The organism is Streptomyces sp. UC4497 (assembly GCF_054871485.1).
In genome coordinates this window covers 94,890-120,558 of sequence record NZ_JBTYHB010000005.1, presented here as the reverse complement: position 1 = coordinate 120,558, position 25,669 = coordinate 94,890, and the positions used below count along the sequence as shown (strand labels likewise).

At 70.4% G+C, this 25,669-nt stretch carries 21 protein-coding genes; 9 read left to right on the top strand and 12 right to left on the bottom strand.

Annotation, left to right across the window (positions count from 1 at the left end):
* Nucleotides 1-99: 99 nt before the first annotated feature.
* On the top strand, nt 100-525 hold the full coding sequence (locus ACYSUO_RS09390) for a YjbQ family protein (RefSeq protein WP_461775596.1): 426 nt from the start codon (nt 100-102) through the stop codon (nt 523-525).
* 104 nt (nt 526-629) lie between these two features.
* Here ACYSUO_RS09390 and ACYSUO_RS09385 read toward each other — a convergent pair whose 3' ends face one another.
* The 5 genes from ACYSUO_RS09385 to ACYSUO_RS09365 form a co-directional block, all read right to left on the bottom strand.
* Nucleotides 630-2,333 (bottom strand): SulP family inorganic anion transporter, encoded by a 1,704-nt coding sequence (locus tag ACYSUO_RS09385; RefSeq protein ID WP_461775595.1) that lies wholly within the window; start codon nt 2,331-2,333, stop codon nt 630-632.
* A complete protein-coding gene (locus ACYSUO_RS09380) occupies nt 2,330-3,007 on the bottom strand; it encodes a GAP family protein (RefSeq protein WP_461775594.1) in 678 nt (225 codons plus the stop codon). The genes ACYSUO_RS09385 and ACYSUO_RS09380 overlap by 4 nt, the downstream gene beginning before the upstream one ends.
* A 10-nt stretch (nt 3,008-3,017) precedes the next feature.
* Entirely contained in the window at nt 3,018-4,334 is a 1,317-nt protein-coding gene (locus tag ACYSUO_RS09375) for a DUF1254 domain-containing protein (protein ID WP_461775593.1), read from the bottom strand.
* 172 nt (nt 4,335-4,506) lie between these two features.
* On the bottom strand, nt 4,507-7,563 hold the full coding sequence (locus ACYSUO_RS09370; RefSeq protein WP_461775592.1) for a right-handed parallel beta-helix repeat-containing protein: 3,057 nt from the start codon (nt 7,561-7,563) through the stop codon (nt 4,507-4,509).
* 242 nt (nt 7,564-7,805) lie between these two features.
* Nucleotides 7,806-8,741, bottom strand: a complete 936-nt coding sequence (locus ACYSUO_RS09365) for a LysR family transcriptional regulator (protein ID WP_461775591.1) — start codon at nt 8,739-8,741, stop codon at nt 7,806-7,808.
* Between the two features lie 57 nt (nt 8,742-8,798).
* Between ACYSUO_RS09365 and ACYSUO_RS09360 the strand changes: the two genes are divergently transcribed.
* Nucleotides 8,799-9,770, top strand: a complete 972-nt coding sequence (locus ACYSUO_RS09360) for a DMT family transporter (protein ID WP_461775590.1) — start codon at nt 8,799-8,801, stop codon at nt 9,768-9,770.
* Nucleotides 9,771-9,968: 198 nt separating this feature from the next.
* Here ACYSUO_RS09360 and ACYSUO_RS09355 read toward each other — a convergent pair whose 3' ends face one another.
* Nucleotides 9,969-10,325 (bottom strand): hypothetical protein, encoded by a 357-nt coding sequence (locus ACYSUO_RS09355; RefSeq protein WP_461775589.1) that lies wholly within the window; start codon nt 10,323-10,325, stop codon nt 9,969-9,971.
* 1,426 nt (nt 10,326-11,751) lie between these two features.
* On the opposite strand from ACYSUO_RS09355, the gene ACYSUO_RS09350 reads away from it, so the two are divergent.
* The 3 genes from ACYSUO_RS09350 (at nt 11,752) to ACYSUO_RS09340 (ending at nt 13,895) form a co-directional block, all read left to right on the top strand.
* Nucleotides 11,752-12,678: a TIGR03619 family F420-dependent LLM class oxidoreductase gene (locus ACYSUO_RS09350; RefSeq protein ID WP_461775588.1), complete on the top strand. Its 927-nt coding sequence runs from the start codon at nt 11,752-11,754 to the stop codon at nt 12,676-12,678.
* Between the two features lie 78 nt (nt 12,679-12,756).
* Nucleotides 12,757-13,359, top strand: coding sequence for a hypothetical protein (locus tag ACYSUO_RS09345; protein ID WP_461775587.1), 603 nt, complete (start codon nt 12,757-12,759; stop codon nt 13,357-13,359).
* A gap of 233 nt (nt 13,360-13,592) precedes the next feature.
* Nucleotides 13,593-13,895, top strand: coding sequence for a hypothetical protein (locus ACYSUO_RS09340; RefSeq protein ID WP_461775586.1), 303 nt, complete (start codon nt 13,593-13,595; stop codon nt 13,893-13,895).
* A 3-nt stretch (nt 13,896-13,898) separates the two neighbouring features.
* Here ACYSUO_RS09340 and ACYSUO_RS09335 read toward each other — a convergent pair whose 3' ends face one another.
* Nucleotides 13,899-14,543: a class I SAM-dependent methyltransferase gene (locus ACYSUO_RS09335; protein WP_461775585.1), complete on the bottom strand. Its 645-nt coding sequence runs from the start codon at nt 14,541-14,543 to the stop codon at nt 13,899-13,901.
* Between the two features lie 61 nt (nt 14,544-14,604).
* Between ACYSUO_RS09335 and ACYSUO_RS09330 the strand changes: the two genes are divergently transcribed.
* On the top strand, nt 14,605-15,315 hold the full coding sequence (locus ACYSUO_RS09330) for a TetR/AcrR family transcriptional regulator (RefSeq protein ID WP_461775584.1): 711 nt from the start codon (nt 14,605-14,607) through the stop codon (nt 15,313-15,315).
* A gap of 46 nt (nt 15,316-15,361) precedes the next feature.
* Here the strand turns inward: ACYSUO_RS09330 and ACYSUO_RS09325 are convergent, their stop codons facing one another.
* The gene (locus ACYSUO_RS09325) at nt 15,362-16,348 is read right to left on the bottom strand and encodes a helix-turn-helix transcriptional regulator (RefSeq protein ID WP_461775583.1); all 987 of its coding nucleotides are present in this window, start codon (nt 16,346-16,348) and stop codon (nt 15,362-15,364) included.
* Nucleotides 16,349-16,600: 252 nt separating this feature from the next.
* Here ACYSUO_RS09325 and ACYSUO_RS09320 point away from each other — a divergent pair, with 252 nt between their 5' ends.
* Together ACYSUO_RS09320 and ACYSUO_RS09315 are read left to right on the top strand one after the other, a co-directional pair.
* Nucleotides 16,601-18,025, top strand: a complete 1,425-nt coding sequence (locus ACYSUO_RS09320) for an aminopeptidase P family protein (RefSeq protein ID WP_461775582.1) — start codon at nt 16,601-16,603, stop codon at nt 18,023-18,025.
* A 128-nt stretch (nt 18,026-18,153) separates the two neighbouring features.
* Nucleotides 18,154-18,435, top strand: coding sequence for a DUF6332 family protein (locus ACYSUO_RS09315; protein ID WP_461775581.1), 282 nt, complete (start codon nt 18,154-18,156; stop codon nt 18,433-18,435).
* Between the two features lie 320 nt (nt 18,436-18,755).
* On the opposite strand, the gene ACYSUO_RS09310 is transcribed toward ACYSUO_RS09315, so the two are convergent.
* A complete protein-coding gene (locus ACYSUO_RS09310) occupies nt 18,756-19,247 on the bottom strand; it encodes a MarR family winged helix-turn-helix transcriptional regulator (RefSeq protein ID WP_461775580.1) in 492 nt (163 codons plus the stop codon).
* Between the two features lie 119 nt (nt 19,248-19,366).
* Between ACYSUO_RS09310 and ACYSUO_RS09305 the strand changes: the two genes are divergently transcribed.
* Complete coding sequence (locus ACYSUO_RS09305) at nt 19,367-20,851, top strand: MFS transporter (RefSeq protein ID WP_461775579.1); 1,485 nt, start codon at nt 19,367-19,369, stop codon at nt 20,849-20,851.
* A gap of 111 nt (nt 20,852-20,962) precedes the next feature.
* Here the strand turns inward: ACYSUO_RS09305 and ACYSUO_RS09300 are convergent, their stop codons facing one another.
* The 3 genes from ACYSUO_RS09300 to ACYSUO_RS09290 form a co-directional block, all read right to left on the bottom strand.
* Complete coding sequence (locus ACYSUO_RS09300; RefSeq protein ID WP_461775578.1) at nt 20,963-22,612, bottom strand: AMP-binding protein; 1,650 nt, start codon at nt 22,610-22,612, stop codon at nt 20,963-20,965.
* Between the two features lie 277 nt (nt 22,613-22,889).
* Nucleotides 22,890-24,110 carry a metallophosphoesterase gene (locus ACYSUO_RS09295; RefSeq protein WP_461775577.1) on the bottom strand — a complete coding sequence of 407 codons (1,221 nt, stop codon included), beginning with the start codon at nt 24,108-24,110 and terminating at the stop codon, nt 22,890-22,892.
* Between the two features lie 171 nt (nt 24,111-24,281).
* A complete protein-coding gene (locus ACYSUO_RS09290; protein WP_461775576.1) occupies nt 24,282-25,511 on the bottom strand; it encodes a helix-turn-helix domain-containing protein in 1,230 nt (409 codons plus the stop codon).
* Between the last annotated feature and the right edge of the window lie 158 nt (nt 25,512-25,669).

The following is a 25,669-nucleotide window of genomic DNA, read 5'->3' as shown; positions in this document are numbered from 1 at the left end:
CGACGTACGGTCAATATCGTCTCAGCGTGTGGACCACGCGTACCGGCAGCCGGTCGTCCGAGCAGGCGCTCCGCGGTTGATCCGAGCGACAATGTCCCTATGTCAGACGTCTTCACGACCCGAGTCCTGAACCTCACCACAGGCTCCACCGAGCGCATCGCCGACCTCACCCGCGACTGCGAGTCCTTCCTGCGCGAAGTCGCCCAAGGCCGCGACGGCCTCCTCAACCTCTTCGTCCCGCACGCCACGGCAGGCATCGCCATCATCGAAACGGGCGCTGGCAGCGACGACGACCTCCTCGCCGCCCTCCACACCCTCCTCCCCGCGGACGACCGCTGGCAGCACAGCCACGGCTCCCCGGGCCACGGCCGCGACCACGTCCTCCCGGCGATCGTGCCGCCGCATGCGACGTTGCCGGTGGTGGACGGTGGGTTGGAGCTGGGGACGTGGCAGTCGGTGTGTTTGGTGGATACCAACGTTGATAACAACAACCGTCACGTTCGGTTGAGCTTCTTTGGTAGGTGAGCCGAGCTGGCTGCACGATAGTCGGGAAGTCCGGCCGCACCAACTGGACGATCGAGCCGCGTAGCGGACTCTGCGGCCCAAGCCTGCACCAGCCCTGCTGGGGTTCACGCGCCGTCCGCCTCGTGCGTCTTCTCCGCGCTCCAGCGGCGGGCTCGGGCGACGGCTTCGCGCCCGGCGCCGAAGAGTTCGGGCTCGGCGGGGACGATCGCGTCGTGTCCGAGTTCGTCCGCCAGGCCGGTGCGGTGCAGGACGTCCAGGAGGCCGGGTTCGACGCCGGCCAGGTAGAGGCGGCCGCCGTGGGTGTGGAGGTCGCGGGCGTAGCGGCGGAAGAGTTTCAGGACGGCGGAGGACGGGACGTCGGGGACGCCGCGCAGGCTCAGGACGATCGCGGCGCCTTGGGCGTGGCTGGTGTCGGGCCACTGTTGGTCGATGCGTGGGGCCTCGGCGAACAGGGACGTGCCGCCGTAGTGGAGGACGGTGACGGTGCCGGGTTCGACGCGGGCGGGTACGGGGGCCACCCGCCAGACACCGTTGTCCGGGCCGGTCGGTTCCAGGGCGTGCAGGCCGCTCTGACGGGTGGCCTGCACGCAGTACAGGAGCAGGGACAGCACCGCGCCGATGACGATGGCCTGCTGGAGCGGGAGTTGGGTGGTGGCCAGGAAGGTGACCACCATCGCCGCCGCCGAGAGTGGTGACGTGCGCAGGACCAGGCGGATGTCGGGCAGACGGCCCAGGATCAGTTCGCAGCCGATGACGATGATGAGGGCTCCGATGACGGGCATCGGGATGCGTTCGGCGAGGGAGCCGAGGGTGAGGACCAGGAGGGCGAGCCACAGTCCGGCGAAGATGCCGGTCCAGCGGGTGCGGGCGCCAGCGCCGACCGCGACGCCGGTGCGGGACATGGAGCCGCCGGTGGGCAGCGCGCCGAAGAGCCCGCCGCCGAGGTTGCCGAGCCCTTGCGCGACGAAGTCGCCGTTGACGGAGGACTTGGTGCCGTCGGGGTTGGGGACGGTCGGGCCGATGGAGGCGGCCTGGGCGAGGCCGACGAGGGCGACGGCGAACGCTCCGGGCAGCAGCGCGCCGACGACGGACAGGTCGGGGGCGGTGAAGGAGGGCAGCGCCGCCGGAATGTTGCCGATGTCGCGGGCCAGGTCGACGTGCGTGCCCAGGACGGCGACCCCGATGCTGACGGCGAGCAGCGCGATGAGGGTGGCCACCGTCTCCAGGCGTTTGACGAGCCGGAGCAGTGCCCAGGCGGCGACGGTGACGAGTGCGGTGAGGGTGGCGGCGAGCTGCCAGTGGCCGATGTGCCAGAGCCAGTCGGCGAGTTGGGCCAGTTTGTTGTGCGGGCCCGGCTTGTAGCCGGTGGCGTCCTTCAGCGAACCGGTGATGATCTGGAGGGCGATGCCGGTGGAGAAACCGGTCATCACGGCGTTCGACACGAACGACATGACGACGCCGAGCCGCAGCACGCCCATGAGCAGCATGACGGCCCCGGCCAGGACGGCGAGGGTGGCGATGTTGCCCGTGTCCTTCGCGTCGAGGCCGGCCTCCTTGATCGCGCTCTGCGAGGTCAGCGCGAGCGCCGAGGTGAGGGTGGTGACCATCAGGACGGTGCGCGAGAAGAGCGCGCCGAGGACGGTCGGGACGACGCCCGCGTAGATACCGGCGACCGGGTTGAAGCCGCCGATCGCCGCGTACGCCATGCCTTCGGGGATGGAGAACAGTCCGGTGACGAGCCCGGCGGAAACGTCGGAGGGCCGCGGCTTGCCCAGCCGCGGCAGCCGAAGTGACCGCTTACGTGTCACGAAGCGAGACCGCTGATCGCGTCACCGACGTACTTGGCGCCCAGCACGACCAGGACCACCGTCATGATCGCCGAGTTGTGCTCACCCATCCAGGATTTCCAACTGCCGAGCACCCGAGACGACTTGGCGCCGCCGAAGACGTACACGAGGAGCGGCAGCAGCACGCACAGCGATCCGATCACCACGAACAGAATCCCGGCGACCACCTTCCCGCCGCCGCTCGCCGAACTGCTCGCGATGGAGGCGGCGCCGCCGATGGCGAGGACGAGGTTCTTCGGGTTGGCGCCGGACAGCAACGCGGCGAGTCCGGCCGCCTTGCCGGGCGTGAACGTGTCGATCGCCTTCATCCAGCCTGGCAGCTGATGCTCCTGCCCTTCTCTCGGCCGGTCCTTCCACTGCTTGACGCCCAGCAGCAGGAACAGCACACCGAGGGCCAGCTTCAGCCAGTACGTCCAGGTGGCGGGGGAGCCGCCGTCGTCCGCGCCCGCGCCCGACCCGGCCGCCACGACGACGGTCGTGATCACGCCGAGGGTGACCATCCACCCGAGCGTGAACGCGGTGCCGTTCGCTTTGCCGCGCGGTGTGGCCAGCATCAGCACGACCGCGATCAGCGGCAGCGGGCTGATGGCGATGCCGACCGCGGAGGCCAGCATCTGTCCGATGGCGTCGCCCATGGCCGCCGCCTCAGCTCTGGACCGTCAACGGGGGCAGGGCCCAACTGCCGTCGAGGACAGCCGGGTCGGGCCCGTACATCCGGATGATGACGGAGAAGGGGCCGTCCGGCGCGGGCAGCCAGTTGGCGGCCTGTGCGGGGTCGGCGGGCCGGTCCTTCTGTACGTACAGGGTCAGGCCGCCCTCGGCGTCGTAATGGAGGCCGGGGGTGCGGTCGCCGATGGAGTAGCGGTCGATGGGGTTGGCGACGAGCAGGCGCTCCGGGAGGCGGTACATGGTCGCCGACCAGAAGAAGCGGGCGGGCGGCAGTGCGTCGGCCGGGAAGTGGATCGTGTAGTCGCGGCCGGAGGCGTCCGGCGGCCGGTTGCCTTCGCTGTCGACGGCCCAGCCGCCGTACCACGCCTCCTCGGCGGGCAGCCCGTAGATGCCCTTGTCGACGCCGACCGCGCGGGTGAGGAAGTCGGTGCCGAGCTGCTCGCGGGTGCCGAAGAGGCCGACGGACTTCACCGCGGTCCGGTTGGCCTCGTCCAGGCGCCCGCGCCCCTCGGCGATGCCCTGTTCGATCGCGGCCCTTACCTCGTCGGGGAGCGCGCCTGGCTCGAAGGTGCCGGTGCCGTCGACACCGAGCGCGGCGAGGCGTTCGCGCAGCTCGCGGATGTCGTCGCGGACGGGGAAGAAGGGCAGCAGGAAGTCGAGTACGGCGAAGAACTCGGCGGAGTCCATGCAGTCCTCGCGCCAGATCGGCCAGGCCGGTTCGGCGGCGGGCTCGGGCGCGGCGGTGCGGGTGAACTCGGACAGCGGCCGCAGCACGTACTGCTCCTGGATCCCCTTCAGCGTGCTTACGTCGTCGGGCCCGGCGAGGTAGGTGCGCCCGAGAATCCCGACGAACTGGGTCGCCGCTTGCAGCACACCGCTGATCCCGTCCGGTGTGGTGCCGTCCCAGTCGGGTCCGGCGATCAGGTAGTCACCGGCGTCCTGTCCGGTGGTGCGGGCGCCGACGAATCCGGCGTAGGCCGTGTCGAGGTCGTGGAAGGGGAGCACATAGTAGCGGTCGCCCATGGCGGGCACGGACACCACCCATGGTTCGGCGCGCAGATCGAGCCAGCCCCAGGAGTACGGGGTGTCGTTGTTGGGCGTGACGATGTCGGTGTTGTCGGGGGTGAAGGGATGCGGGTAGTGCCGGAAGCGGCCGAACCCGCCCGTGTAGCGGGGGTCGTCGGAGTCGACGGCCTGCGGATACAGGGTGCGGTAGTTCTGCAGGAGCGCGAAGCCCCAGATCCAGCCGTCGGCGGCGGTGGCACGCACGGTGTCGGGGGTGGGGTACTCCACGAGAGGCTCCTGACGTACGGAACGGACGAGGTCACGCGGGGCTGATGTCACCGAGCCGCCAACTGCGGTCAACGGCGGAATCCTCCAGGCGCCGAGTTCGGTGCCGAACGCCCCCAAACAGCCCTATGTCACCCATGGGTAGAAGCTAAGCCCCTCCTCTGAGGGGCGCATGTCAGGCGCGGCGGCGTCTCACGATGCCCCACACCGTGGCCCCGGCCGCGACAAGCAGGAGCGCGGCGGCGGTCAGCGCCTGTGTGTACCGGTCGAACCCCGTGTCCGCCAGGGACCCGGAGCCGGAGCCATGACCCGTAGGAGAAGGAACGGGGACCGGAGTGCCTGAGGCCGTGGGTGTGGGGGTGGGAGTGGGGCTGGGCGTCGGACTCGGCGGGGTGCTGTCGGCGGTGACGGTCCACCGCCCCTGGGTGTCGTTGTCGGTCGCGGACTCGTCGGTGTCGGTGGCGAGGGTCGGGACGACCAGGGGGCTGCGGTACTCCTTGATGACGTCCGCGTAACCGTCACCGTCGAGGTCGGTGGAGTTTTCGGGGGCCAGCGGGGCCACGTAGGCGACGTTCTTCATCGTGACGTCCTTGTCCGCCTCGGCGGTGATGCGCACGGTGACCTTGAGCGCCGGTCCTTCGGTGCCGGTGGCGAGGGCGTCGGTGGCGGTGGCTGTGCGGTCGTCGACGGTGTAGCCCTTGCCGCTGAGGGAGACGAGTTCGACGCCGTCCGGCAGGAGCTGGGTGACGCTCCAGCCCGCGGGAGCCGCTCGCAGACCGCTGTTGCGCGGCGTCAGGGTCCAGGTCACGAGGTCACCGGTGCGGAAGGTGGCGTCGGGCCCGGAATCGAGGTCTTCCGCCAGGGAGAGTTCGATGCAGTCGGTCGGGTAGAGGGCCCGCGCCGAGGTCAGCTCACGGACCGCCGCGCCCCCGCCGTCGTAGACAAGGCCGTCGTCGAGATAGCCGGTCGCCCGGCACGCCGATCCCCAGTCGTTGGGGTTGTCGTAGTCGCGGGCGTCCACCGCGACGGGGTCGGCCGCGGCACGGGCACGGGAGCGGGCGGCCGGGGCGTCGTCGCCGGTGAGCGCGTTGGGGAAGTTCCGGACGGCGGTGGAGCCGGCGGGGAAGGTGTTGCCGGTGACCAGGACGGCGTCGCGCAGGGCGCGGCGTTGCGCGTCGGGCGTCGACGGGTCGGCGGAGCCGGCCTGGACGAAGGTGCCCTCGCCGCGGAAAATGTTGTCGCGCACCGTGATGCCGGACGAGGAGTACGAGCCCGGGCGGGCCGCGTCCTCGTAGAGCGGGGTGGCCATGACGGCGGCCTGTCCCCCGGCTCCGTCCTGGGTGACGGTGTTGTCCGCGACGGTGACGTCGTGAGCGGGTGCGGCGACGACCGTGGACGGTTGCCCGGAGACCGTGTTCCTGGTGAAGCGGACGTCGCGTGTGCCGGAGTTCAGGCGCAGGCCGCCGCCGTTCCCGCTCATGACGGAGTCGTGGATGTCGATGTCCTCGCTCACGCCGGTGGCCGCGTCCAGGGCGCTCAGCATGCCGACGGCCCCCATGTCGGCGAAGCGTGACGCGCCCACGTCGAGGTTCGTGACGCTGCGGCCGTGGATGCCGTACTCCGAGATGTTCGCGACCTGCGTGTTGGTGATCTTCATGCCGTCGGTGTCGCGGAGGTAGAAGCCGTACGACCCGTCCTGGATCGAGGACGTGTCGACGGAGACGTTCCGTGTCTCGTACGCCTTGAGGATCGCGGCGCCCGAGGTGGGCGTGGGCCCGTCGTGGCCGGTGACGGTCAGTCTGCGCACGTCGACGTCCGCGGCGTTGTGCAGGACGACGCCGCCGCCGGTCACGTCGGCGTGGACGTCGGAGATGGTGGCGTTGACCGCGCCGAGCAGGGAGATTCCGGTGGAGCCGGTCGGAGTGCCGGTGATCCGCAGGTCGGTGAGCGAGTAGTCGTCACGCCGGGAGGTGCCGTCCATGGAGCTCTGTGTGGAGATACCGGTGTCGAATCCGGTGATGGTGCCGCCCGTGACGCTCGTCTTCCCGGAGTTCACGAGGCCGATGCCGCTGCTGGACGCGGTGCCGTCGCCGCTGATCGTGGGGTCGGTGATGCGTGTGCCCTGCGTCGATCCCAGGCTGATGCCGGCGGTCGACACCTCGGAGATCTGCGGACTGACGATCTTCGGTCCGGCTCCGGTGTCGGCGAAGTTGGTGACGACGCCGGAGCTGAAGTGCGAGATGCGGACCCGGTCGAGGACGGCCGCGGTGGCCTTGTAGAGCTGGATCCCGGCCGAGGTGGCGGTGTCGGTTCCGGTGATCTGCGGGGTCGTGACGTGTGCGCCGTCGGTCGAGCCCAGGGAGATGCCTTCGCGGCCGACGCGGGTGACGACCGCGTCGGTGATGTCCGGTCCCGCCGCCGTGCTCGTATTGGTGGTCCCGATGCCGCGGGCGAAGTCGCTCACGGACGGCGAATTGACGTGGGCGCCGCTGGAGTTCGCCAGATCGATACCCGTGCCCGCGTTGCCGGGACCGCTCACGGTGACGTCGGCGACGGTGGGAGTGGTGGTCGCGCCGAGCCCGATACCGGTCAGGGAGGCCTGGATCGAACCGCCCTCCACGGCGATTCCGCCGGCGGTCGACGTGCCGGTGACGCCGACGCCGGTCGCCACACCGCTGATCGCGGCGTTCGCGACGCGGGCGGACCCGGTCGTCAGATTGATGCCGAAGGACGAAGCCTGGTCGCCGCCGTCCATCGTGAAGCGGTCGATGACCACGCCCGTCGCCGCGGCGGCGAGCTGGATGCCGGTGGGGCGCGCGACGGCGTTGGGGTTGACGACCTTGAGGCGTCGCAGCGTGGCCCCGGCGGTGTTCACGGTCACCACCGCGCCCGTCGCCGACACCCCGAGGCTGACGTTGCCGTCCGCGGCGCTCAGCCCGCCACCGGTCACGGTGAACCGGGCGAAGAGGACCGAAGGACCCGACGTCGCCAGGGTCACCTCGCGGGGAACGGTGAGCCGGTTGGCGAAGACGTAGTCCTCCGGATCGAAGGAGACCGTCTGCCCCGCGGCGGCGGCGTTGAGTGCGGCCTGGAGCGTGAGCAGCCCGGAGTCGGCCGGCCGCGCGTCGGGCGTCCCCACCCACGCCATGCGCACGGTGTCGGCGTTGTCCACCACCGCCACGGCGGAGGCCCGCCCGGCGGCGAGCGGCGAGGCGGGCCACGCCGTCCCCATCGAGCACACGATGCCTGCGACGACCAGGGCAGCCGCCCCTCGCGCCCGTCGGCCCCGCCTTCCCGCTCGCCTCTCGCCGCCCACGATGGTCCCCATCCTGCCCTCGCACGTCCACGGGCACGGATGCCCTCACCATGAAGCGGCGGCGCACGTTCCCGCCCTTCCCATGGGCGTAGCTTTGTCGTAATTTCAGACAAAATGCGGCTGCCACGCCGCATGGGGCCCGGTATCAGCGGGAGGGCTCACGCCGATGTGTCGAGGGGCCTGGATGCCGCGTCGGCCAGGAGGTCGAGGACGGAGCGAATGTCGGGACGGCTCCCCGTCCCCGTGCGGTAGACGGCCTGGACGCTGCGATGGACCGGGCTCGTCAGACGGAAGACGCTGAGGTCCTGCGTGGGTGAGGGCAGGGCCATGCGGGGGATGAGGGCGACTCCGGCGCGGCGGGCGGCCAGGGCGGTCAGGACGGCGAAGTCGCCCGCCAGGGCCACGGCCCGGGGGACGAAGCCCGCGGCACCGCAGGCCCGCTGCGTCATTTCGTGGCAGGCGGTCTCCGGCCCCGGCATCAGCCAGGAGGCGTCGGCGAGGCGGCGCAGATCCGCTTTCGAGCCGGGCAGCAGACCGTGCGCCGCGGCGTCGTCGGGGTGGAGGACGAGATGGACCGGCTCGTCGAGCAGGTGCCGCTGTTCGCAGCCCGGTGGCAGGGGGCGGGGAAACAGGCTGTAGGAGTGGGTGACGGCGATGTCGGCCCGGTGCCGGCGCAACGCGGTCTCGGCGGCCTCGGGTTCGGCCTCCTCCAGGTGGAGCGCTGGGCCGTCGGCGTGCGGGGCGGGCCAGAGCCCGGCGACGAGGGTGCGGGCGGCGGTGGGGAAGGCCGCGATGCGTACCGTTCCGTGGGCGCCCTGCCGTAGCGAAGCGAGATCCGCCTCGGCCGCCGCGAGATCGCCGAGCAGGACACGGGCGTGGTCGACGAGCCGCTGCCCCGCGCTCGTGAGGTGCAGCGTGCGCCCCCGCTTCTCCAGCAGGCGCACCCCGGCCTCCTTCTCCAGCGCGGCCAGTTGCTGGGAGACCGCGGGGCCTGTCAGGTGGAGCGCCTCAGCGGTGGCGGCCACGGTGCCCTGGTCGGCGAACTCGGCGAGCAGGCGCAGCCGACGCACATCCAACACAAAGTCACCCTTCATGATTGCGAAAGAAACAGTAAATGGACCTTATGTATCTTAGCGGGCAGAGTCTGTGGGGTGAGACCCGATAAAACCCTTCTTGCCCTGGCGGCGACCGTGCTGCTGTGGGCCTCCGCGTTCCCCGCCATACGTGTCGCCCTCGACGGCTACAGCCCCGCGGCCCTGTCCTTCCTGCGGCTGGCGGCGGCTTCGGCCGCCCTCGCGGCCGTGGCCCCGCTGCTCAAAGTGCGCCTCCCCGCCGTCCGCGACCTCCCGCGCATCCTGGTGGTCGGAGCAGCCGGAATGAGCAGTTATCAGCTCCTGCTGAACTGGGGAGAGGTCCATGTACCGGCAGGCACGGCCGCGCTGATCGTTGCCGTGGTCCCTGCCATCAGCACCCTCCTGGCCGCCCTCTTCCTCGGTGAGCGCCTCGGGCTCTTCCGGATTCTCGGCTCGCTCGTCGCCCTCGCGGGCACGGCCCTCATCGCCGTCGCCGGGGGAGAGTTGGGCTACACCGCGGCAGCCTGGGCCGTCTTCGCCGCGGCCGTGGCCCAGGCCCTCTACCACTTCGCCATCAAACCGCTGCTCCGCCACTACACCGGGCTCGAAGTCGCCTCGTACGCCATGTGGGCCGGAACCTTCCTGCTCCTCCCGCTCGCCCCCACCGCCGCCCGCGCCGTCGTGCACGCCCCCGCGGAAGCCACCGTGGCCGCGCTGCTGCTGGGCCTGCTGCCCTCGGCCGCGGGATTCGTCCTGTGGGGCTACGCCGTCGCCAGGCTCACCGTCACCGCTGCCACCGCCAGCCTCTACCTCGTCTCTCCTGTCACCCTCGCCGTCGCGTACGTCTGGCTCGGTGAAAGGCCACATCCGATCGAGTTGCTGGGCGGAGCCGTCACGCTGGCCGGCGTTGCGCTGCTGGGCCGGAAGGACGCTCAACCGGGGCGAGTTGAGGTCGCGTCACCAGTGCTGCGTGTCGACCCCGCGACGAAGGCGGCACACGCATACCCCACCTACCGGCCGGAAGCGGCCGGTAGGGCCTGGAGGCGTTGACACGCCGAGGTGCGTGATTTGAACCCGCGACCTCTTCGTCCCGAAGCAACTCGGATGAGGCCCCGCGCTGGTGTTGGGGAACCTCTCACCTGCGTTGATGGTCCACTGGCGTCCGTGCTCGTCCGCTGTTGTTCGTCGGCGTTGTCACGCAGTTAGACACTCAGCCGGGCCCGCGGCTGACCACCCTTGCGTCATCGGTCAACTCGCCTCGGTGGGCGATGACATCCAGGCGAAGGCGTCTGCTGTTCGGGGAGCCAGCGACCCGATCTGCCAAGAATCGGTGATGTCGGTCCAGCCTTCGAGGTAGGCGCTGCGCGCGCCGTGCTCTGCTGCCTGGTCATAGTAGAGAGTGAACCTGTAGACCCTGCGGTCTGCGGCGATGACTTGTCCGTCCTCGTGATCGGGACCCTCCTGCAAGAGGTCCACGACGATTGTCCGGTCCGGATCGAGTCCCTGGTCCTTCAGGAGCACCCGCAACCGGCTCCACAGGTCGTAGTCGCTGGTCCGCAGGAGATCGGTGTACTGAACGACAATGCTTGACACCATGAACCCCATGATCGGTCCTGCACGGGGCCCAGGGAAGAAGCAATCAGCAACGATGTAGAAGGACGTTGCCGGTAACCGGCTGACGCTCCCATTCAGTTGGAATGCGAGCCCTCAGCTTGGGAAGCTCGGGTGATCTAGGGGGAGTTGGGCCCCTGGCCTGCGAGGGAGTGCCTTAACGCCCTCTCGATGCGGCCGACTTCATACCTGCCGTTCCCCGTGGTTCCCCGGCGACCTGGCACGGATGTGGCACGAGCTCCGTAGCCACTGTGGGTTCAGCGGTCGTGATCAAGCCTGCTGAATGCTGGGTTCCCCCTGTACACATGCACTGCGGTGCAGCTCATGCTTCGTACATTACCTCCGCAGTGCAGGCGGCATTGCGGATCTACTGGCGAGTTGGACGTGCTGGCGTCCATACACAGGGGGACTTTCATGCGTATTCGTACGGCCGTAGCCTCTGCTGCTCTGGTCCTGTGTGCTGTGCTGGGCGCGACAGCCTGCTCGGCTTCCTCCGACAGCACCCCATCGTCGGGAAGCTCGACGTCGACCGAGAAGAAGTCGAGTCAACACCAGTCAGGCAAGGCCAAGGCAGAGAAGGCTGACCCTTCCCGGTGCGCTACCTCCGCCGACAAGATGCCCAAGGGGTGCGAGGTCGACGTTGATGTCTCGGAGATCTCTGAGGCCACGCCTGCTACGGAGGCACCGTCGACCAAGTGACCGGCCGTGAGTGGCCCGACGTGACGTTCGCGCCCGCTCAGCCCACCACCCAACCCCAGCTCCCATCCCGTCCGCCGTCGACCCACACGCCATGAACCACGTCTGCTCGGCTTTGCCTGGGTCGACGGTGGACGGGATGGGAGCTCCTCGCAACCACCCGCGGACCCGCACTCGGCAGCGCTACCCCCGGCCCCCGGTGCCGGCCGACCCCCCGCCGGAGGCATCGTCTTTGACCATGGCTGGAGTGGATCGGTGCTCAATTCATGATCCCGGGCTAACCACTTGTGGGCGCGCGTCGGCGCAGCGCCCGTAGCGCGGGCCGCAGGCATGAGCGCGAAGGGCAGCGGAGCCGGGAAGCGCGTCCGGCGGAGCGGAGCGCAGTTGGGGCTTGATGAGGTAGAGAAACCTGTAACAGCCCCGGTCGTGCACAGTTCGCGGCTACGCTGACAGTTGTCTTAACGGAGTTTCGCGGACACGAACGTCGACAACCCCAACCGAAAGGTCCGGTTGAGCTTCTTTGGTGGGTGAGTTCGCGGGTCACGGGCGCGGGCAGTTCGCGGCCTTGTGGCTCTGACGAACTCGTGCTGACCGAGGCGCTGCTCCCCGGCCCCCGCTTCGTGGCGCACCTCGGCTGGTGGTTAGCCTGGCGTTTCCGACCAGCAGTTACGGCGTGCGCTCGCCACCCGGCGATGCCGTGCGCCCGTCGAGAGGAGATCCGTCGGTGAAGTTCGGGATCAATGTGCTCAATTACGGGCCGGGCACCACCCCCGCGTCCATGGAGGACTGGGTTCTCCGCGCCGAGGGGTTGGGGTTCCACCTGGCGATGATCTCGGACCACGTGACGCTCCCACAGGAGGCGCTGCCGGTCTTCCCGCCGCCGTTCTACGACCCGTTCACCACCCTCGCCTACCTGGCCGGCCGCACCACGACCATCGAGCTGGGCACCACGGTCATCGTCCTCCCGTACCGGCACCCGCTGCAGACGGCCCGGGTCGCGGCCAACATCGACCAGATGTGCAACGGCCGGTTCGTGTTCGGCGTGGGCGTCGGCTGGTCCGAGCAGGAATTCCAGGCGCTGGGCATCGACTTCGCCGCCCGCGGCAGGATCAGCGACGAGTACCTGACGTCCATCAAGGACCACTGGACCAAGCCGCTGATCTCCTTCCATGGCGAGCACCTGGACTACACCGACATCACCACCGGCCCCGCCCCGGTCCGTGACCCGCACCCGCCGGTGTGGGTCGGCGGCCTCAACGGCCCCGCCATACGGCGGGCCGCGCGTTTCGGCGACGCGTGGCACCCCTTCGGTCTCGGCCCGGCCGAACTCCGGGAGCGGCTGCCCAAGCTCAAGGCTGCCGCCGAGGAGGCCGGGCGCCCCACGCCCGCCTTCGCGCCGCGCATCCCGCTGCACATCACTGAGCAGCCGGTTCCGGAGGAGGGGCGGCTCACCGGGCACGGCACCGTAGCTCAGGTGCGGCGCGACCTGGAGGAGCTGGCCGAGCTCGAGCCCGACTGGATCGTGCTGGACACCTTCCTCACCTTCTACCTCGGCGCCGTCTCCGCGGAGGAGGTCCCCCGCCACGACCCGGCCCAGCTGGAGATCGCGGCGGCGGAGCTGCTCGACCTCAAGGGCGAGACCCTGCGCTGACGGCCCGTCACGCCCGGACCGGGCGGCGGGGCCGGCTACCGCTCCGCAGCTCAGGAGCTTGCGGGGGAGGAACCGTCCATGGAGATGACCGTGATGAAGACGGCCTATGAAGACCCGGCGACCCGGCAGGGTTGGCGCCGCACGGCCGTGTTCCGGTTGTGTGCCTTCCTGTTGTCGCTGGCGTCCTTCCCTGTCTGGCTGTTCTTGGTGATCATGACGTCAGTCTGGGCTCTGGTGGTGTTCCTCCCGGTCCTGTTGGTCCTGCTCTACGTGGCCATGCTGAACGTCGTACGACTCTGGGAGGTCATGAGTCTGCGTCGGATTCTGCGGGTCTATCCGTGGCAGTCCTGCCGTGGGGCCGCCGGCCTGGCGAACAATGGCACCACGCGGTTCTCGCTGCCCGATCCGGAGCGCCCCGCGAGGGACATCTCGGTCGGCCATGGCGACTGGCTGGGCAGCGGATTCACGTTCTGGGTGCGCGCGGTCAAGGCAGAAGCCGTGCACGAGGTGTGGTTCGCGGGTGATCCGCGTTTTCTCGGCGTCGTCGCGGTGCCCGGGCCACGGCGGCTGGTGAGGGTGGCTCAGCGAGAGGCCCTCGACGGCCGGATGTCGGCCCGCAAGCGGGGGATCAGCCCCGAGGCGCGGGAGCGGGCCAAGGCTGCGGGCGCGCGCGTCGGTTGACGATCTCACCGTCGCCATGGGAAGGGGAGGACGCGGCGCTGGTCGGCGCGGGGTCGGTAGCTTGGTGTTGTCTTAATGGAGTTTCGTGGACGCCCACGTCGACAACCCCAACCGAAAGGTCCGGTTGAGCTTCTTCGGAGGGGGAGTCGATCTGGCCGCAATGGACAGATGTAGATCGCCACCGAGGTCAAGGGCTTCAACTACGTCGAGGTCGCCCAGGAGTACGTGGACTGATGACGGACATCGACCCGCGTTCCCCGGCGCCCCGACGGCGGCGCGCCGCCACCGGACTCACCGCGCTGGCCGGGGCGCTGCTCGTCTGCGGCGCCGGGGTCCAGACAACAGGAAACCTCCTCGGCCCTCCGGAGAAGAAGAGCGGAAACACTCCACGCCCGACGACGACAGTCCAGCCGCACCCCACCCGTTCCCGCGCCCCCGAACTGCCGTCGCCGGAGCGCCCGCCCCAGACCTCACCCTCCGTTCCGCCCAGAGTCACGCCCACTGGTACCGGTGGTGGTGCGTTGAGCGGGCGGTAGCGGTCAAGGACGGGGACAACCCGCAGCCTCGTCCCGCTGCAACGTGAACCAGAACGTCGGGAACGGGTTCGTGCCCGGTGTCACGTCGGTCAGGTGCCACCCCGTGAACCTGGAACGGAGTTCGTCCGCTGTGGCCCCGGAGAACTCGTTGTCCAGCACCCCGGGGCCGTAGCCGAACATCAGCAGTCGCGCTCCCGGTGCGGCCCGTGCCGTGAGGCCGGATGCGTAGGCGTCGCGGCGGTGTGTCGGGATGCCGCAGTAGCAGCTCAGGTCGAAGAACAGGTCGTATGGGCCGGGCACGCCCACCTCGTCGAGGCGCGTGGCGTCGCCGCACAGCACCGTGACGTCCACCCCCGCCGCGGCCGCCTTCTCGCGAGCCTGCCGGACCGCGCGGTCGACCAGGTCCACGGCTGCTACCTGCCAGCCGTGCCGGGCCAGGTACACGGAGTTGGTTCCGGTGCCGCAGCCGAGTTCGAGGGCGCGGCCGGGTGGCAGCGCGGCGGGTCCCTCCATCACGTCCACCAGCTCGGGCGGTGTGACGCCGCTGTCCCACGGCGGCTTGCCGTCCCGGTAGTAGTCCTCCAACGCGCGGCGCACCGCCGCCTCTTGGTCGAGCTCCGCGGCCGTCCATGTCCTGGTCTCGCGCATCGTTGCCCCCAAGTACTTAGAGTTGAACTCTAGTGTCTGACTCTAGAGATAGACTCCGGGCATGGCGGCGGTCAAGGGATCCGGCACAGGTACCGGCAAACACATCGACAAGCGCATCGACAAGCGCATCGAGGAGCGCGTCGACAAGCGGCCGGACAAGAGGGCCGAGCGTTCGCGGCGTACCCGCGAGAAGGTCGTCGCGGCCGCGCGGGAGCTGTTCGTCGCGCAGGGGTATGGGGCGACGAGTCTCCAGGAGGTCGCGGACCGCGCGGGCGTGGCCGTGCAGACGGTGTACTTCGTGTTCCGCAACAAGCGCGCGCTGTTCAAGGACGTCGTCGACACGTCCATCGCCGGTGACGCCGAACCGGTCGCGACGATGGAGCGGGACTGGTTCCGTGACGCGTGCGCCGAGCCCACCGCGGCCGGCCAACTCCGCGCCCACGTACGGGGAGTGCGCGAGATTCTCGGCCGGGTCGCCCCGATCATGCCGCTCATCGCGGCCGCCGCAGCCACGGATCCGGAGATCGCCGCGCAGTGGCCCGCGAGTCCGGACCCGCGCTACACCGTCCAGTACGCCGCGGCCGAAGCGCTGGTCACCAAGCCCGACGCCCGCGCCGACGTCGATGTCACCCGCGCCGCCGATCTGCTCTACGGGCTGCTCAGCCCCGAGCTGTACCTGGTCTTCGTCCGTGACCGCGGCTGGTCCCCGGACGCCTGGGAGGAATGGGCCCGCGCGGCCCTGACCGCCGACCTCTGTGACGACCACGGGTAGGGCGGTTCTGCCGCCATGACCCGTCCGTCGTACGTACGCGGATCCGTCACAGCCACCCGTTGCGCTGCGCGTGCAGCGCCAGCTGGAAGCGGTTCGCGGCGCCGAGTCGGGCCATCAGGATCTGCAGGCGGCGGAAGAGGGTGCGTCGGCTGATGCCCAGTTCGCGGGCGATGGTTTCGTCGCTCGCGCCTCCCGCGAGGAGCCACAGCAGACGGCGGTCGGCGGGCGGCAGGCCGCCGGGGGACGTGGTGCGGCCGTGGAACGGCAGGGCCTGGCGCCAGCACTGCTCGAACAGGGCCACCAGCGCGGTCAGCAGCCCGCACGGCTGCACGACCAGCGTCGTGTGGTTCACGTCGGCCTCCTCGATGGCCAGCGACACCAGGGCGTACGCGTCGTCGATGATCACGAGCTTGACCGGTACCGAGGGGAGCACCCTGGCCTGCTCGCCGGCGTTGATGCACGGTTCGATGGACTCCCGCAGGCGGCCCGGATGCTCCAGTGACTCGCGCGAGTAGACGACCCGCTGGGTGACGCCGCGGACGAGTGTGGCCAGTGCGTCGTCCGTGGACTCGGGCATGGGTGTGTACGGCGGTGACTCCAGCTGGCGGATCTGCTCGCGTGCGCTCGCCCAGGCCTGCCGCGTCCGGGGGCCGACGGCGTCGCCGGTGACGACCTCGACGAGCGAGTCCCGGTGGGTGGCGAGGCGTCGGCGGCGGAACGACTCGAATGCTCCGCCGACGGCGACCCGTGACTCCTCGAGCTCCGCCGTACGGTGCCGGGCGAGCACCTCCAGCGCGGCGGCCGGGGGTACCGGCGCCACCGGATCCCCGTCCGGGCCGGTGGCCACGGCGAGACCGGCCTCGACGAGCGTGGCGTACGCCGCGGCCGGGTCGTCGGTCGGGTCCAGGCCCGCCGCCGCGGCGATCTCGCCCAGCGGAGCCGGAGCCAGGTCGAGCAGCGCCGGATAGAGCCGGGCCGCCGCGTCGTCGAGGCCGAGGAGCCGGAGGGCCGCGCCGAGTTTCGCGTTGGTCATGAAGCGCATTATCGGCTGTCTCCCGGGCCTGCGCGTGGCCGATCCGTGCCAGTGGCACTGCTGGGCACCGGACGGTCGCCGAGTGGACTACGGTGCGCGAGGATCGCGGCCGACTGGCGGCGGCACGCCGTGGCTGACCGGCGGCGGAGCGTCGTGGCCGACTGGCCGTGGAACGCCGTGGCCGACTGGCAGCGGAGCACCGCACCCAATCAGCCGCGCCCCCAGCACTCACAGGATTGGAAGGCATACCTCATGGCGGAAGGCCGCAGGAACGGGCTCTACTCCGGGATCTCCGAGGAACTGTCCGCCTTGATGCGCACGCGCTGGGCGGACACCGAGCGGCGCGACCTGACCCCCGACGAGCAGGCCCCGTACGCCGCCGCCCGGCGCACCGCGCTCTCCGCGCGCTTCCCCGGCGAGCGGCTCGTGATCCCCTCGGGGAACCTCAAGGTGCGTTCGAACGACGACACCTACCCGTTCCGGCCGTACTCGGCGTACGTCCACCTGACCGGCGACCAGGCCCGCGACGGCGCGCTCGTGCTGGAACCCCGCGCGGACGGCGGCCACGACGCGTACTGCTACCAGCTTCCGCGCGACAGCCGCGACGACGACGGGTTCTGGACCGGCGCCACCGCCGAGCTCTGGATGGGCCGCCGCCGTTCCCTCGCGGAGGCGCAGCGCGTACTCGGCCTCGAGTGCCGTGACGTGCGCACGGCCGCCGCCGACCTGGCCACCGGCGCCGCACCCACCGTCACCGCACCCACCCGTATCGTCCGCGGCGTGGACCCGGCCCTGGAGGCCGCCGTCACCACGGACGCCGACCGCGACGCCGAACTGGTGACGGCGCTCGACGACCTGCGCGTCGTCAAGGACGAGTGGGAGATCGCCGAGATCCGCGGCGCGGTCGACTCGACCGTGCGCGGATTCACCGACGTGGTGGGGGAGTTGTCGAAGGCGGTCGCCTCGTCCGAGCGGTGGATCGAGGGAACCTTCTTCCGCCGCGCGCGACTTGAGGGCAACGCCGTCGGCTACGGCAGCATCTGCGCGGCCGGCGAGCACGCCACGATCATGCACTGGACCGACAACGACGGCCCGGTGCGCCCCGGCGACCTGCTCCTTCTCGACGCCGGCGTCGAATCACGCACCCTCTACACCGCCGACGTCACCCGCACCCTGCCGATCAACGGCACCTTCACGCCCGTCCAGCGCCGGATCTACGACGCGGTGTACGAGGCCCAGGAGGCGGGCTTCGCGGCGGTGAAGCCGGGCGCCGCTTACCGGGACTTCCACGGGGCGGCGCAGCGCCATCTGGCGACCCGGCTCGTCGAGTGGGGCTTCATCGACGGCCCGGCCGAGCGCGCCTACGAACTCGGTCTCCAGCGTCGCTTCACCATGGCGGGCACCGGCCACATGCTGGGCCTCGACGTCCACGACTGCGCGCAGGCCCACACCGAGGAGTACGTCGACGGGGTCCTCGAACCGGGCATGGTGCTCACCGTCGAGCCCGGCCTGTACTTCCAGGCCGACGACCTGAGCGTGCCCGAGGAGTGGCGCGGCATCGGTGTACGGATCGAGGACGACCTGCTGGTCACCGCCGAAGGGCACGAGAACCTGTCGGCGGGCCTGCCGCGCTCGGCGGACGAGGTCGAGGCGTGGATGGCGCGGCACGCGGGCTGAGCGGGTCGTGGGATTTCGGGGACCCGGCACAAAAGCGCCACCACGTCACTCACGTCATGTATCCCGCCCATGTGCCCACTGCTGCAATACCCTTGGGCGTGACGCGCACAGGGGCGGGAGTGAACGCGATGACCACCACACGCACACGTACACGCACAGGTACACGCACACGCCGGACCCAGGCCGAACGGGACGCGATGACGACGGAGATCGTCTTCGCACTGTTCTCCTCAACCCTGTATGCCGGCGCCGCGTACCTCCTCTTCGTGCTGCCGGTGCTGTACGGCCTGGCATCCGGCGCGGCGAAGACCGGTTTCCTCACCGCGGCGGGAGTCGCGGCAGCCGTGGCGTTCGTCGCCCGGACGGTGGAGGTGCTGCGGCGGTTCGGACAGGGCGACCCTGAGGCTTAGAAGCCGGGGCGCGATGGTGTGCGCCAGCTGGAGCCGCATCGCCGACAACACGGCTCCAGCCCCTGCTCTCCACACGTGACTTGGCCGACGGGGCAACTCCCGCAGCCCTCGCCCCGCCCTCACGCCAGGAGGGCAACTCGCGCGAGGACCAAGGGGGAGCCGTGGTCCCGCGCTGTCCCGGCCGCCGCCGCAGCTGCGAAGGCGATCGGGCATCCTCCAGCCTCCCACCGCAACGACGGCGTGTCCGCCCAACCATCCGATGAGGCGTCGTGCAAAGGTGCCCCCCGTTGGGGGAGTGGGAGGGAGTTCGGCGGCGGGGCCTAACCGCGCTGCCGCGGCCGTCGCGCCGGGGACGGGGTCGGGGACGGCGTGCTCAAGTGGCCGTCCGCCAGGTGGTTCATCAGGCGCAGGAACGTCTCCCGGTCCTTCGCCGGAAACGCTCCCAGTGCCTCTTCGTGCACCCGGTCCACGATCTCCTGGCTGCGCGTGGCGACCCGCGCGCCCGCCTCGGTCACCGCGATGATCCGCGCCCGCCGGTCCGTGCTCGACGGTCGGCGCTCCGCGAGGCCCGCCTTCTCCAGGGCGTCGACGGTCACGACCATCGTCGTCTTGTCCATGTCGCCGATCTCGGCGAGCTGGTTCTGTGTGCGTTCCTCTTCGAGGGCGTGGACGAGCACGCAGTGCATACGGGCCGTGAGGCCGATCTCCGCGAGCGCCGCCGCCATCTGCGTGCGCAGCACATGGCTCGTGTGGTCCAGGAGGTACGAGAGGTCCGGCCTGGTCCGGGTGGGTGCGGGCGTCATGGCGGTCATGGTGTCCAGGATAGTCCACGACTGGTTCCGAGAAATATAGTCTGCAACGGAACTATCTGTTACGGTCGTGTTGTCGTCGCCGCCCGGGAGGGGAGGCGACTCGACCGAAGGGCATCGTCATGTCCGCATCGCCGGCCTCACCTGTCCCACCGCAGGGCTCGTCCCGCTGGGTCGCCCTCGGCGTCATCGCCACCGGAACCCTGATGATCATCCTCGACGGCTCCATCGTCACCGTGGCGCTACCGGCCATCCAGGACGACCTCAACTTCACGCCCACCGACCTGAGTTGGGTGGTCAACGCCTACCTCATCGCCTTCGGAAGTCTGCTCCTGCTCGCCGGGCGCCTCGGCGATCTCATCGGCCGCAAGCGGATGTTCCTCGCGGGCACCGCCGTCTTCACCGCGGCCTCACTGCTCGCCGGGATGGCCACGAGCCCCGAGGTCCTGCTTGCCGCCCGCTTCTTGCAGGGCGTCGGCAGCGCGATGGCCGCCGCCGTCGGCCTCGGCATTCTTGTCACGCTCTTCACCGAACCCCGTGAACGGGCCCGCGCCATCGGCGTGTTCAGCTTCACCGGTGCCGCCGGTGCCTCGATCGGGCAGGTGCTCGGGGGCATACTCACCGACGCCCTCGACTGGCACTGGATCTTCTACATCAACCTGCCCATCGGCGCCGCCGTGCTCGCCCTCGCGGTGCCCGCGCTCCCCGTCGACCGCGGCCTCGGGCTGCGCGCGGGGGCCGATGCCTGGGGTGCGCTGCTGATCACGTCCGGGCTGATGCTCGGCATCTACGGCGTCGTCAACATCGAGGCGTACGGGGTGAGTTCGTGGCGCGCGGCCGGACTGATCGTGGCCGGGGTCGTTCTCGTCGCGGCGTTCGTCGTGCGCCAGGCCCGGGCCCGTACACCGCTCATGCCGCTGCGCATCCTGCGCTCGCGCACCGTCGTCGGTGCCAACGTCACCCAGATCCTCACGCTCGCCGCGATGTTCGCCTTCCAGGTGCTCGCCGCCCTCTATATGCAGGAGGTGCTCGGATACGGGGCCCTGGGCACCGGTCTCGCGATGCTGCCGGCGGCCGTCATGATCGGCGCGGTCTCGCTGGGCGCCTCGGCCCGGCTCTCCGCGCGCTTCGGACAACGGCGGGTGCTGCTCGCCGGGTTGGTGCTCCTGGCCGGGGCGCTCGGATATCTCGCCCGCGTGCCGGTGCAGGGGGAGTACGTGCCCGATCTGCTGCCCGTGATGCTGCTCATCTCCGGCGGCGGGCTCGTGCTCCCGGCGCTCGCGGGGCTCGGGATGTCGGCGGCGCGCGAGGAGGACGCCGGGCTGGCCTCGGGTCTGTTCAACACGACGCAGCAGATCGGCATGGCGCTCGGCGTGGCAGTCCTGTCGACGCTGTCCGCGTCCCGCGCGAACTCCATTCTGGACAGCGGCAGTTCACAGGCCGCCGCACTCACCGGCGGGTACCGGCTCGCGTTCGCTGTCGGGGCCGGTCTGATCGGAGCGGCATTCGTGGTGGCGCTGGTGGTGCTCCGCCGCCCCGCGCAGACCGGGGAACGGGAGACCCCGCCGGCCCCGGGCCACGCTCCCTCCCTGTCATCGCGCGCATGATGTCTCGGTGTCGCCGCCGGCCACCCGGAGGGTGCTGAACGCGTCCCTGACCCCTGCACCGGCAGAGAGCAGGGGCAGGGAGGCGTTCAACACCCCTTATGCCAAGGGCCTTTAGACCTGGCCGGCCCGCGCCTCCGCACGCTGCCGCAGCAGCTTCTTGTCCGGCTTGCCCGCGTCCGTCAGGGGCAGCGCGTCCACGAAGTCGATGTGGGCCGGCTCGTACATCGGGCCGCGCTGCCCGCGCACCGCCGCCCGCAGTTCCTCCGCCTCCACCGCGACACCCGGCGCGGCCACGACCGCGGCGTGCACCTGCTCCATGCGGTCGGCGTCCCGGACGCCGAAGACCGCGCTCTGCAGCACCTTCGGGTGCGAGTTGAGCAGGTCCTCCAGCTCGGTGGTGTACACATGGCCGCCGACGACCACGATCATGTCCTTGAGCCGGTCCACGACGGTGATGTAGTTCTCCTCGTCGAGGAAGCCGATGTCACCGGTGTGCAGCCAGCCGTCCCGCAGTACCTCGGCGGTCAGCTCCGGCTGCTTCCAGTAGCCCGTCATCGTGCCCTCGGACCGGATGCAGATCTCGCCCAGCTCGCCGACCGGCAGGTCCTTGCCGTCGGTGTCGCGGATGGCGACCTCCACGCTCGGCAGCACCTTGCCCGCGGAGCGCATCCGCTCGGGCCGGTCCAGGTCGTGGTCGTCGGGCGTGAGCACGCTGATGCCGCCGGCCTCGTTCTGCCCGTAGAACTGCAGGAGTACGGGACCGAAGCGGCGTACGGCGTCCGCGATCCGGGCGGGCGACGCCTGGCAGCCGCCGTACGTCAGGCCGCGCAGGCTGCTCAGGTCGCGGCGCTCGGAGTCCGGGTGGTCGAGCAACTGGTAGACCAGCGGCGGCAGCAGGAACAGGTGCGTGATGCGCTCGCGCTCGATGGTGGCGAGCACCTCGCCCGCGTCGAAGTCGTCGAGCAGCACAACGCAGCCGCCGGAGTGGATGACGTTGTCCGCCAGCATGCCCGCGGCGTGTGCGAGAGTGGTGCACGCGAGCTGCCGGGGCAACTCCCGCTCCGCGGGCCGCGCCTGATCCACCATCCGACGCATCCGGTTGACCTGCTCGAAGGTGGTGACGATGCCCTTGGGGTGGCCCGTCGTACCGCCGGTGTGCCGGATGGTGCAGATGTCGTCGGGGCGGGCGCGGGACGCGAACGGCTCGTCGGGCTGCCCGGCGGCGAGCGCCAGCAGGTCCTGCCCGATCTCACGCTTGTCCTCGCCGAGCACGAGAACGTGCCGTACGGGCGCGCTTACGGTGATCTCCACGGCGCGGTCCGCGTAGTGCGGGTCGACGATCAGTACCTGGGTCTCGACGTCCTGAACGATCGCCGCCTGCACATCGGCCGACAGCTTGTTGTAGAGGTGGTTGACCCGGCAGCCCACGAGATTGGCGGCGTAGCGCGCCGCGATGGTCTCGGGCAGATTGCCGCTGAGCAGCGTGACGGTCGCCTCGCGCGAGACGCCCTGAGCGGCGATCGCGTGAGCCATGCGGTGCACCAGCGCGTGGAACTGACCTGCCGTCAGTCGGCGGTCCTCGTAGACCAGGACCTCGCGGTCCGGATGGGCCGCCAGTGCGTCGAGGTTGTCCTCGACGAAGGTGCGGAAGGATTCCGAGGTGTCGGACGCGGCGTCAGATATGACCGAGTCGTTCGAAGTACCTTCGGAATCCAGGGGTGTTGCGGGGGTGGGGGTGGGTGCGGATGCCTCTGCAGGCATGGATTGTCCTCCTGGGGCCACCGGCCCGCTGTTCTCCGTACGCGCCGGTGGTAGTGCTTTGTTGGTTGTGGGGGAGGCAGTCCGGAGCCGTCGGCGCATGACGCCGCGCCCGGCACAAGTGGCACCCGCCCGGGAACATTGGTTGCCCCGGACAACCAACCCCCAGGCTAACTCCCCGCTCCATCCACGCGTGCCTCGGGTTGGGGTGCATCCGCACGCTTGACTCCTTCTTTTCCTTTGTTCTTCCAGGATTTGACCTCTGTATCCCTCGGTATCCCTACGCCGATGCGGCCCGCTCCGGCGAGCGGAGTACGAGCAGGGTGATCTCGCTGGGGGCGAAGACGCGGAAGGGTGGGCCCCAGAAGCCCGCGCCGCGGCTGGTGTAGAGGAGGGTGCGGGCGCCGTGGTGGCTGAGGCCGGCGAGGGCCGGTTGATCGAGGCGGACCAAGTGGTGGAAGGGCCAGATCTGGCCGCCGTGGGTGTGGCCGGAGAGCTGGAGGTCGATGCCCTGGGACGCCGCGCGGTCGACGAACTTGGGCTGGTGGGCAAGGAGTAGCACCGGGAGATCGGGGTCGGCGCCGTCGAGGGCTCCGGCGAGGTGGGCGCGGTGGCCCGCCAGTCCGGAGGACTCGGCCGTGACATCGTCGACGCCGGCGACCACGAGGGTGTCACCGCCGCGTTCGAGGAGCAGATGGCGGTTGCGCAGCGGCTCCCACCCCAGCTCGTCCATCAGGTCGACCCACCCCTGGGCCTCGCTGTAGTACTCGTGGTTGCCGGTGACGTAGACGCGGGCGCGAGTCGCCTGCACGGTGCCCAAGGGTGTCGCCTGGGCGCGGCGGCGGTCGGCCGTACCGTCCGCGATGTCACCGGTGTGGCAGACCAGGTCGGCCTCCAGGCTGTTCACCGTCTCGCAGAGCCGGGCCGACCAGCGGGCACGGTCGAGCGGACCGTAGTGGGTGTCGGTGATGAGGACGACCCGGGTCCCGTCCAACCCGGCTCCCAAGCGCGGCAGTTGAACGTCGAGCCGACGCACCCGTGGCACGCGACGCGCCTCGGCGTACCCCCAGACGAGCAGCACGGCGGACACGCCGAGGACGGCCCAGGTGACGATGCGCGCCCGGCCCTCCCCGTCGCCCATGCCTGCCACGGTCAGGGCGAGCCGCAGCAGGACGCCGAGCAGAACGGACCACGTGAACAGGACCCAGATGCTGCCCAGCAGCGTGTCACCGACGATCGCGGCCCGGTCCTGTTGACGCCGGCCGTGGCCGCGCATCATCGCGAGCGGCATCCCGATCAGGCCGACGACGAACACGGCGGTGCCGATCAGGGTGACGGGGAGCGGCCAGTGCTGGCCGCCGTGCAGGAGAACCCAGCACGGCACGGCCCACAGCAGGACGGGGGCGATCATCGGGATGTAGCGCATCAGGCGCTGCAGCCGGCTCCGTGGCGCCTTTTGCGCTTCACTGGCGGCGGGTCGGGAGTTGCTGGTCTCGGTCACGCTTCCCCTCCTGAGGTGCTGGCCTCGAATTCCGAAGTGCCCTGCGGAGCTCATTGTCCGCCGTTGCGGGAGCGGGTGGCGTCCAGGTCCGGCCCGCATCCCGAGGAGGCTCCCGTGTTCGCCGCGCCGAACGCCGCGTAAGGGTCGCGTCTGTCGGGCCGTCAGAAGGCCCTAGCCCGCCAGCGTCTCCGCGACCAGGCGCCAGATCTCGGCGGCCAGGCTCATGTCGCCGCTGTGCTGCGCCTTCGCGGCCAGCTCCCGCAGCCCGGCGACGGCCGTGTCGCGTTCGCCCTCCAGCAGCAGCACTCGGTTGCGCAACACGGCCAGTCGTAGGCGGTCCTGACGTGACAGCAGGTCGTCGGCGGTTGTCGGCCCTTCCGGCACCTTCGTCCGCGTGAGCTCTTCCAATGCCTGGCGTGCCCCGGTCGGGTCCTCGGAGAGGGTGGCGATCCAGGCCCGTACGTACATCAGCTCCTGCTCGACGGCCGCCGTACCGGCGAACGGCAGGGCCGACCCGGCCTCCGTCACCCGCTGCCGGGCCGCGGCGATCCGTGGCGGCTCCGCCATCAGGTCGAGCCGGGCCGCGGCGATCCGTAGCCGCATCCAGAGGGTGGGGTCGTCCCGGCCGTCGAAGCCGGATACGGCCACGTCCAACAAGTCTGCTGCGAGGGCGAGTTCGCCTTGAAGGACGCGAATGTCGGCGGCGGTCCGGAGTGCCTCGGCCCGCTGCGTCCCGGAGGTGCCCTCGGTCATGGCCAGTAGCTCGTCGGCGTAGTGAGCGGCATCGGTGGTGTGTCCGGCCTCGGCGGTCGATGAGGTCAGGGTGAGCAGCGCCTGGATCCGTACGCGGGTGGACATATTCGGCGCCGTAGTCAACTCGTATGCCTGCGCGGCTAGTTGAATGGCCTCATCCGTCTCGCCGATGTTCCGTACGCAGCGGGAGAGTGCGGTGAGTGTCTGGGCCTGTAGTTCCGGTAGTCGGATCCGAGCGCCGAGCTCGACCATCTCCTCCAGGCGGGACCGCTGTTCGGTGAAGTCGCCGTGCTGGCCGTGCCATTCGGCCACCCGCCACAGTGCCTGCCAGCGCAGCAGCGGATCCTCGCCGCGGGCCGAGTCCAGTGCCGCGCTGAGCCTGGCGCCGGACTCGGTCAGGCCCAGACCGGTGGTGAGGGCGAGAGCTTCGGTGAGTGAGGTGGCGGCCGACTCGCTGAGCTCGGCCGAGCTGATGCCGAGCCGGCCGGCCAGGTGCGCGACGGCCCGCTCGGTGGGCCGGCGTGCCCCGGACTCGAGTCGGGAGAGGTAGCCCGCGGACATCCCTTCCCCCGCGAGCGCGGCCAGGGTCAGACCGCGCTCCGCCCGCAGTTGCCTGAGGCGGCGACCGAAGAGGGGTTGCTCGAGCATGGCCGGCCTCCCGCTTGGATTCTGTCGACCGGAGTGCGTTTTCCGTGTCAACAGGTCGGCAGATTGTTGCCCATGGGGATGCCGTCCCGTCACTTCTTGGGCACACATTTTTGACAATCTCTTGCCAACTCTGTTGCAAGCTCCATAACGTTACGCTC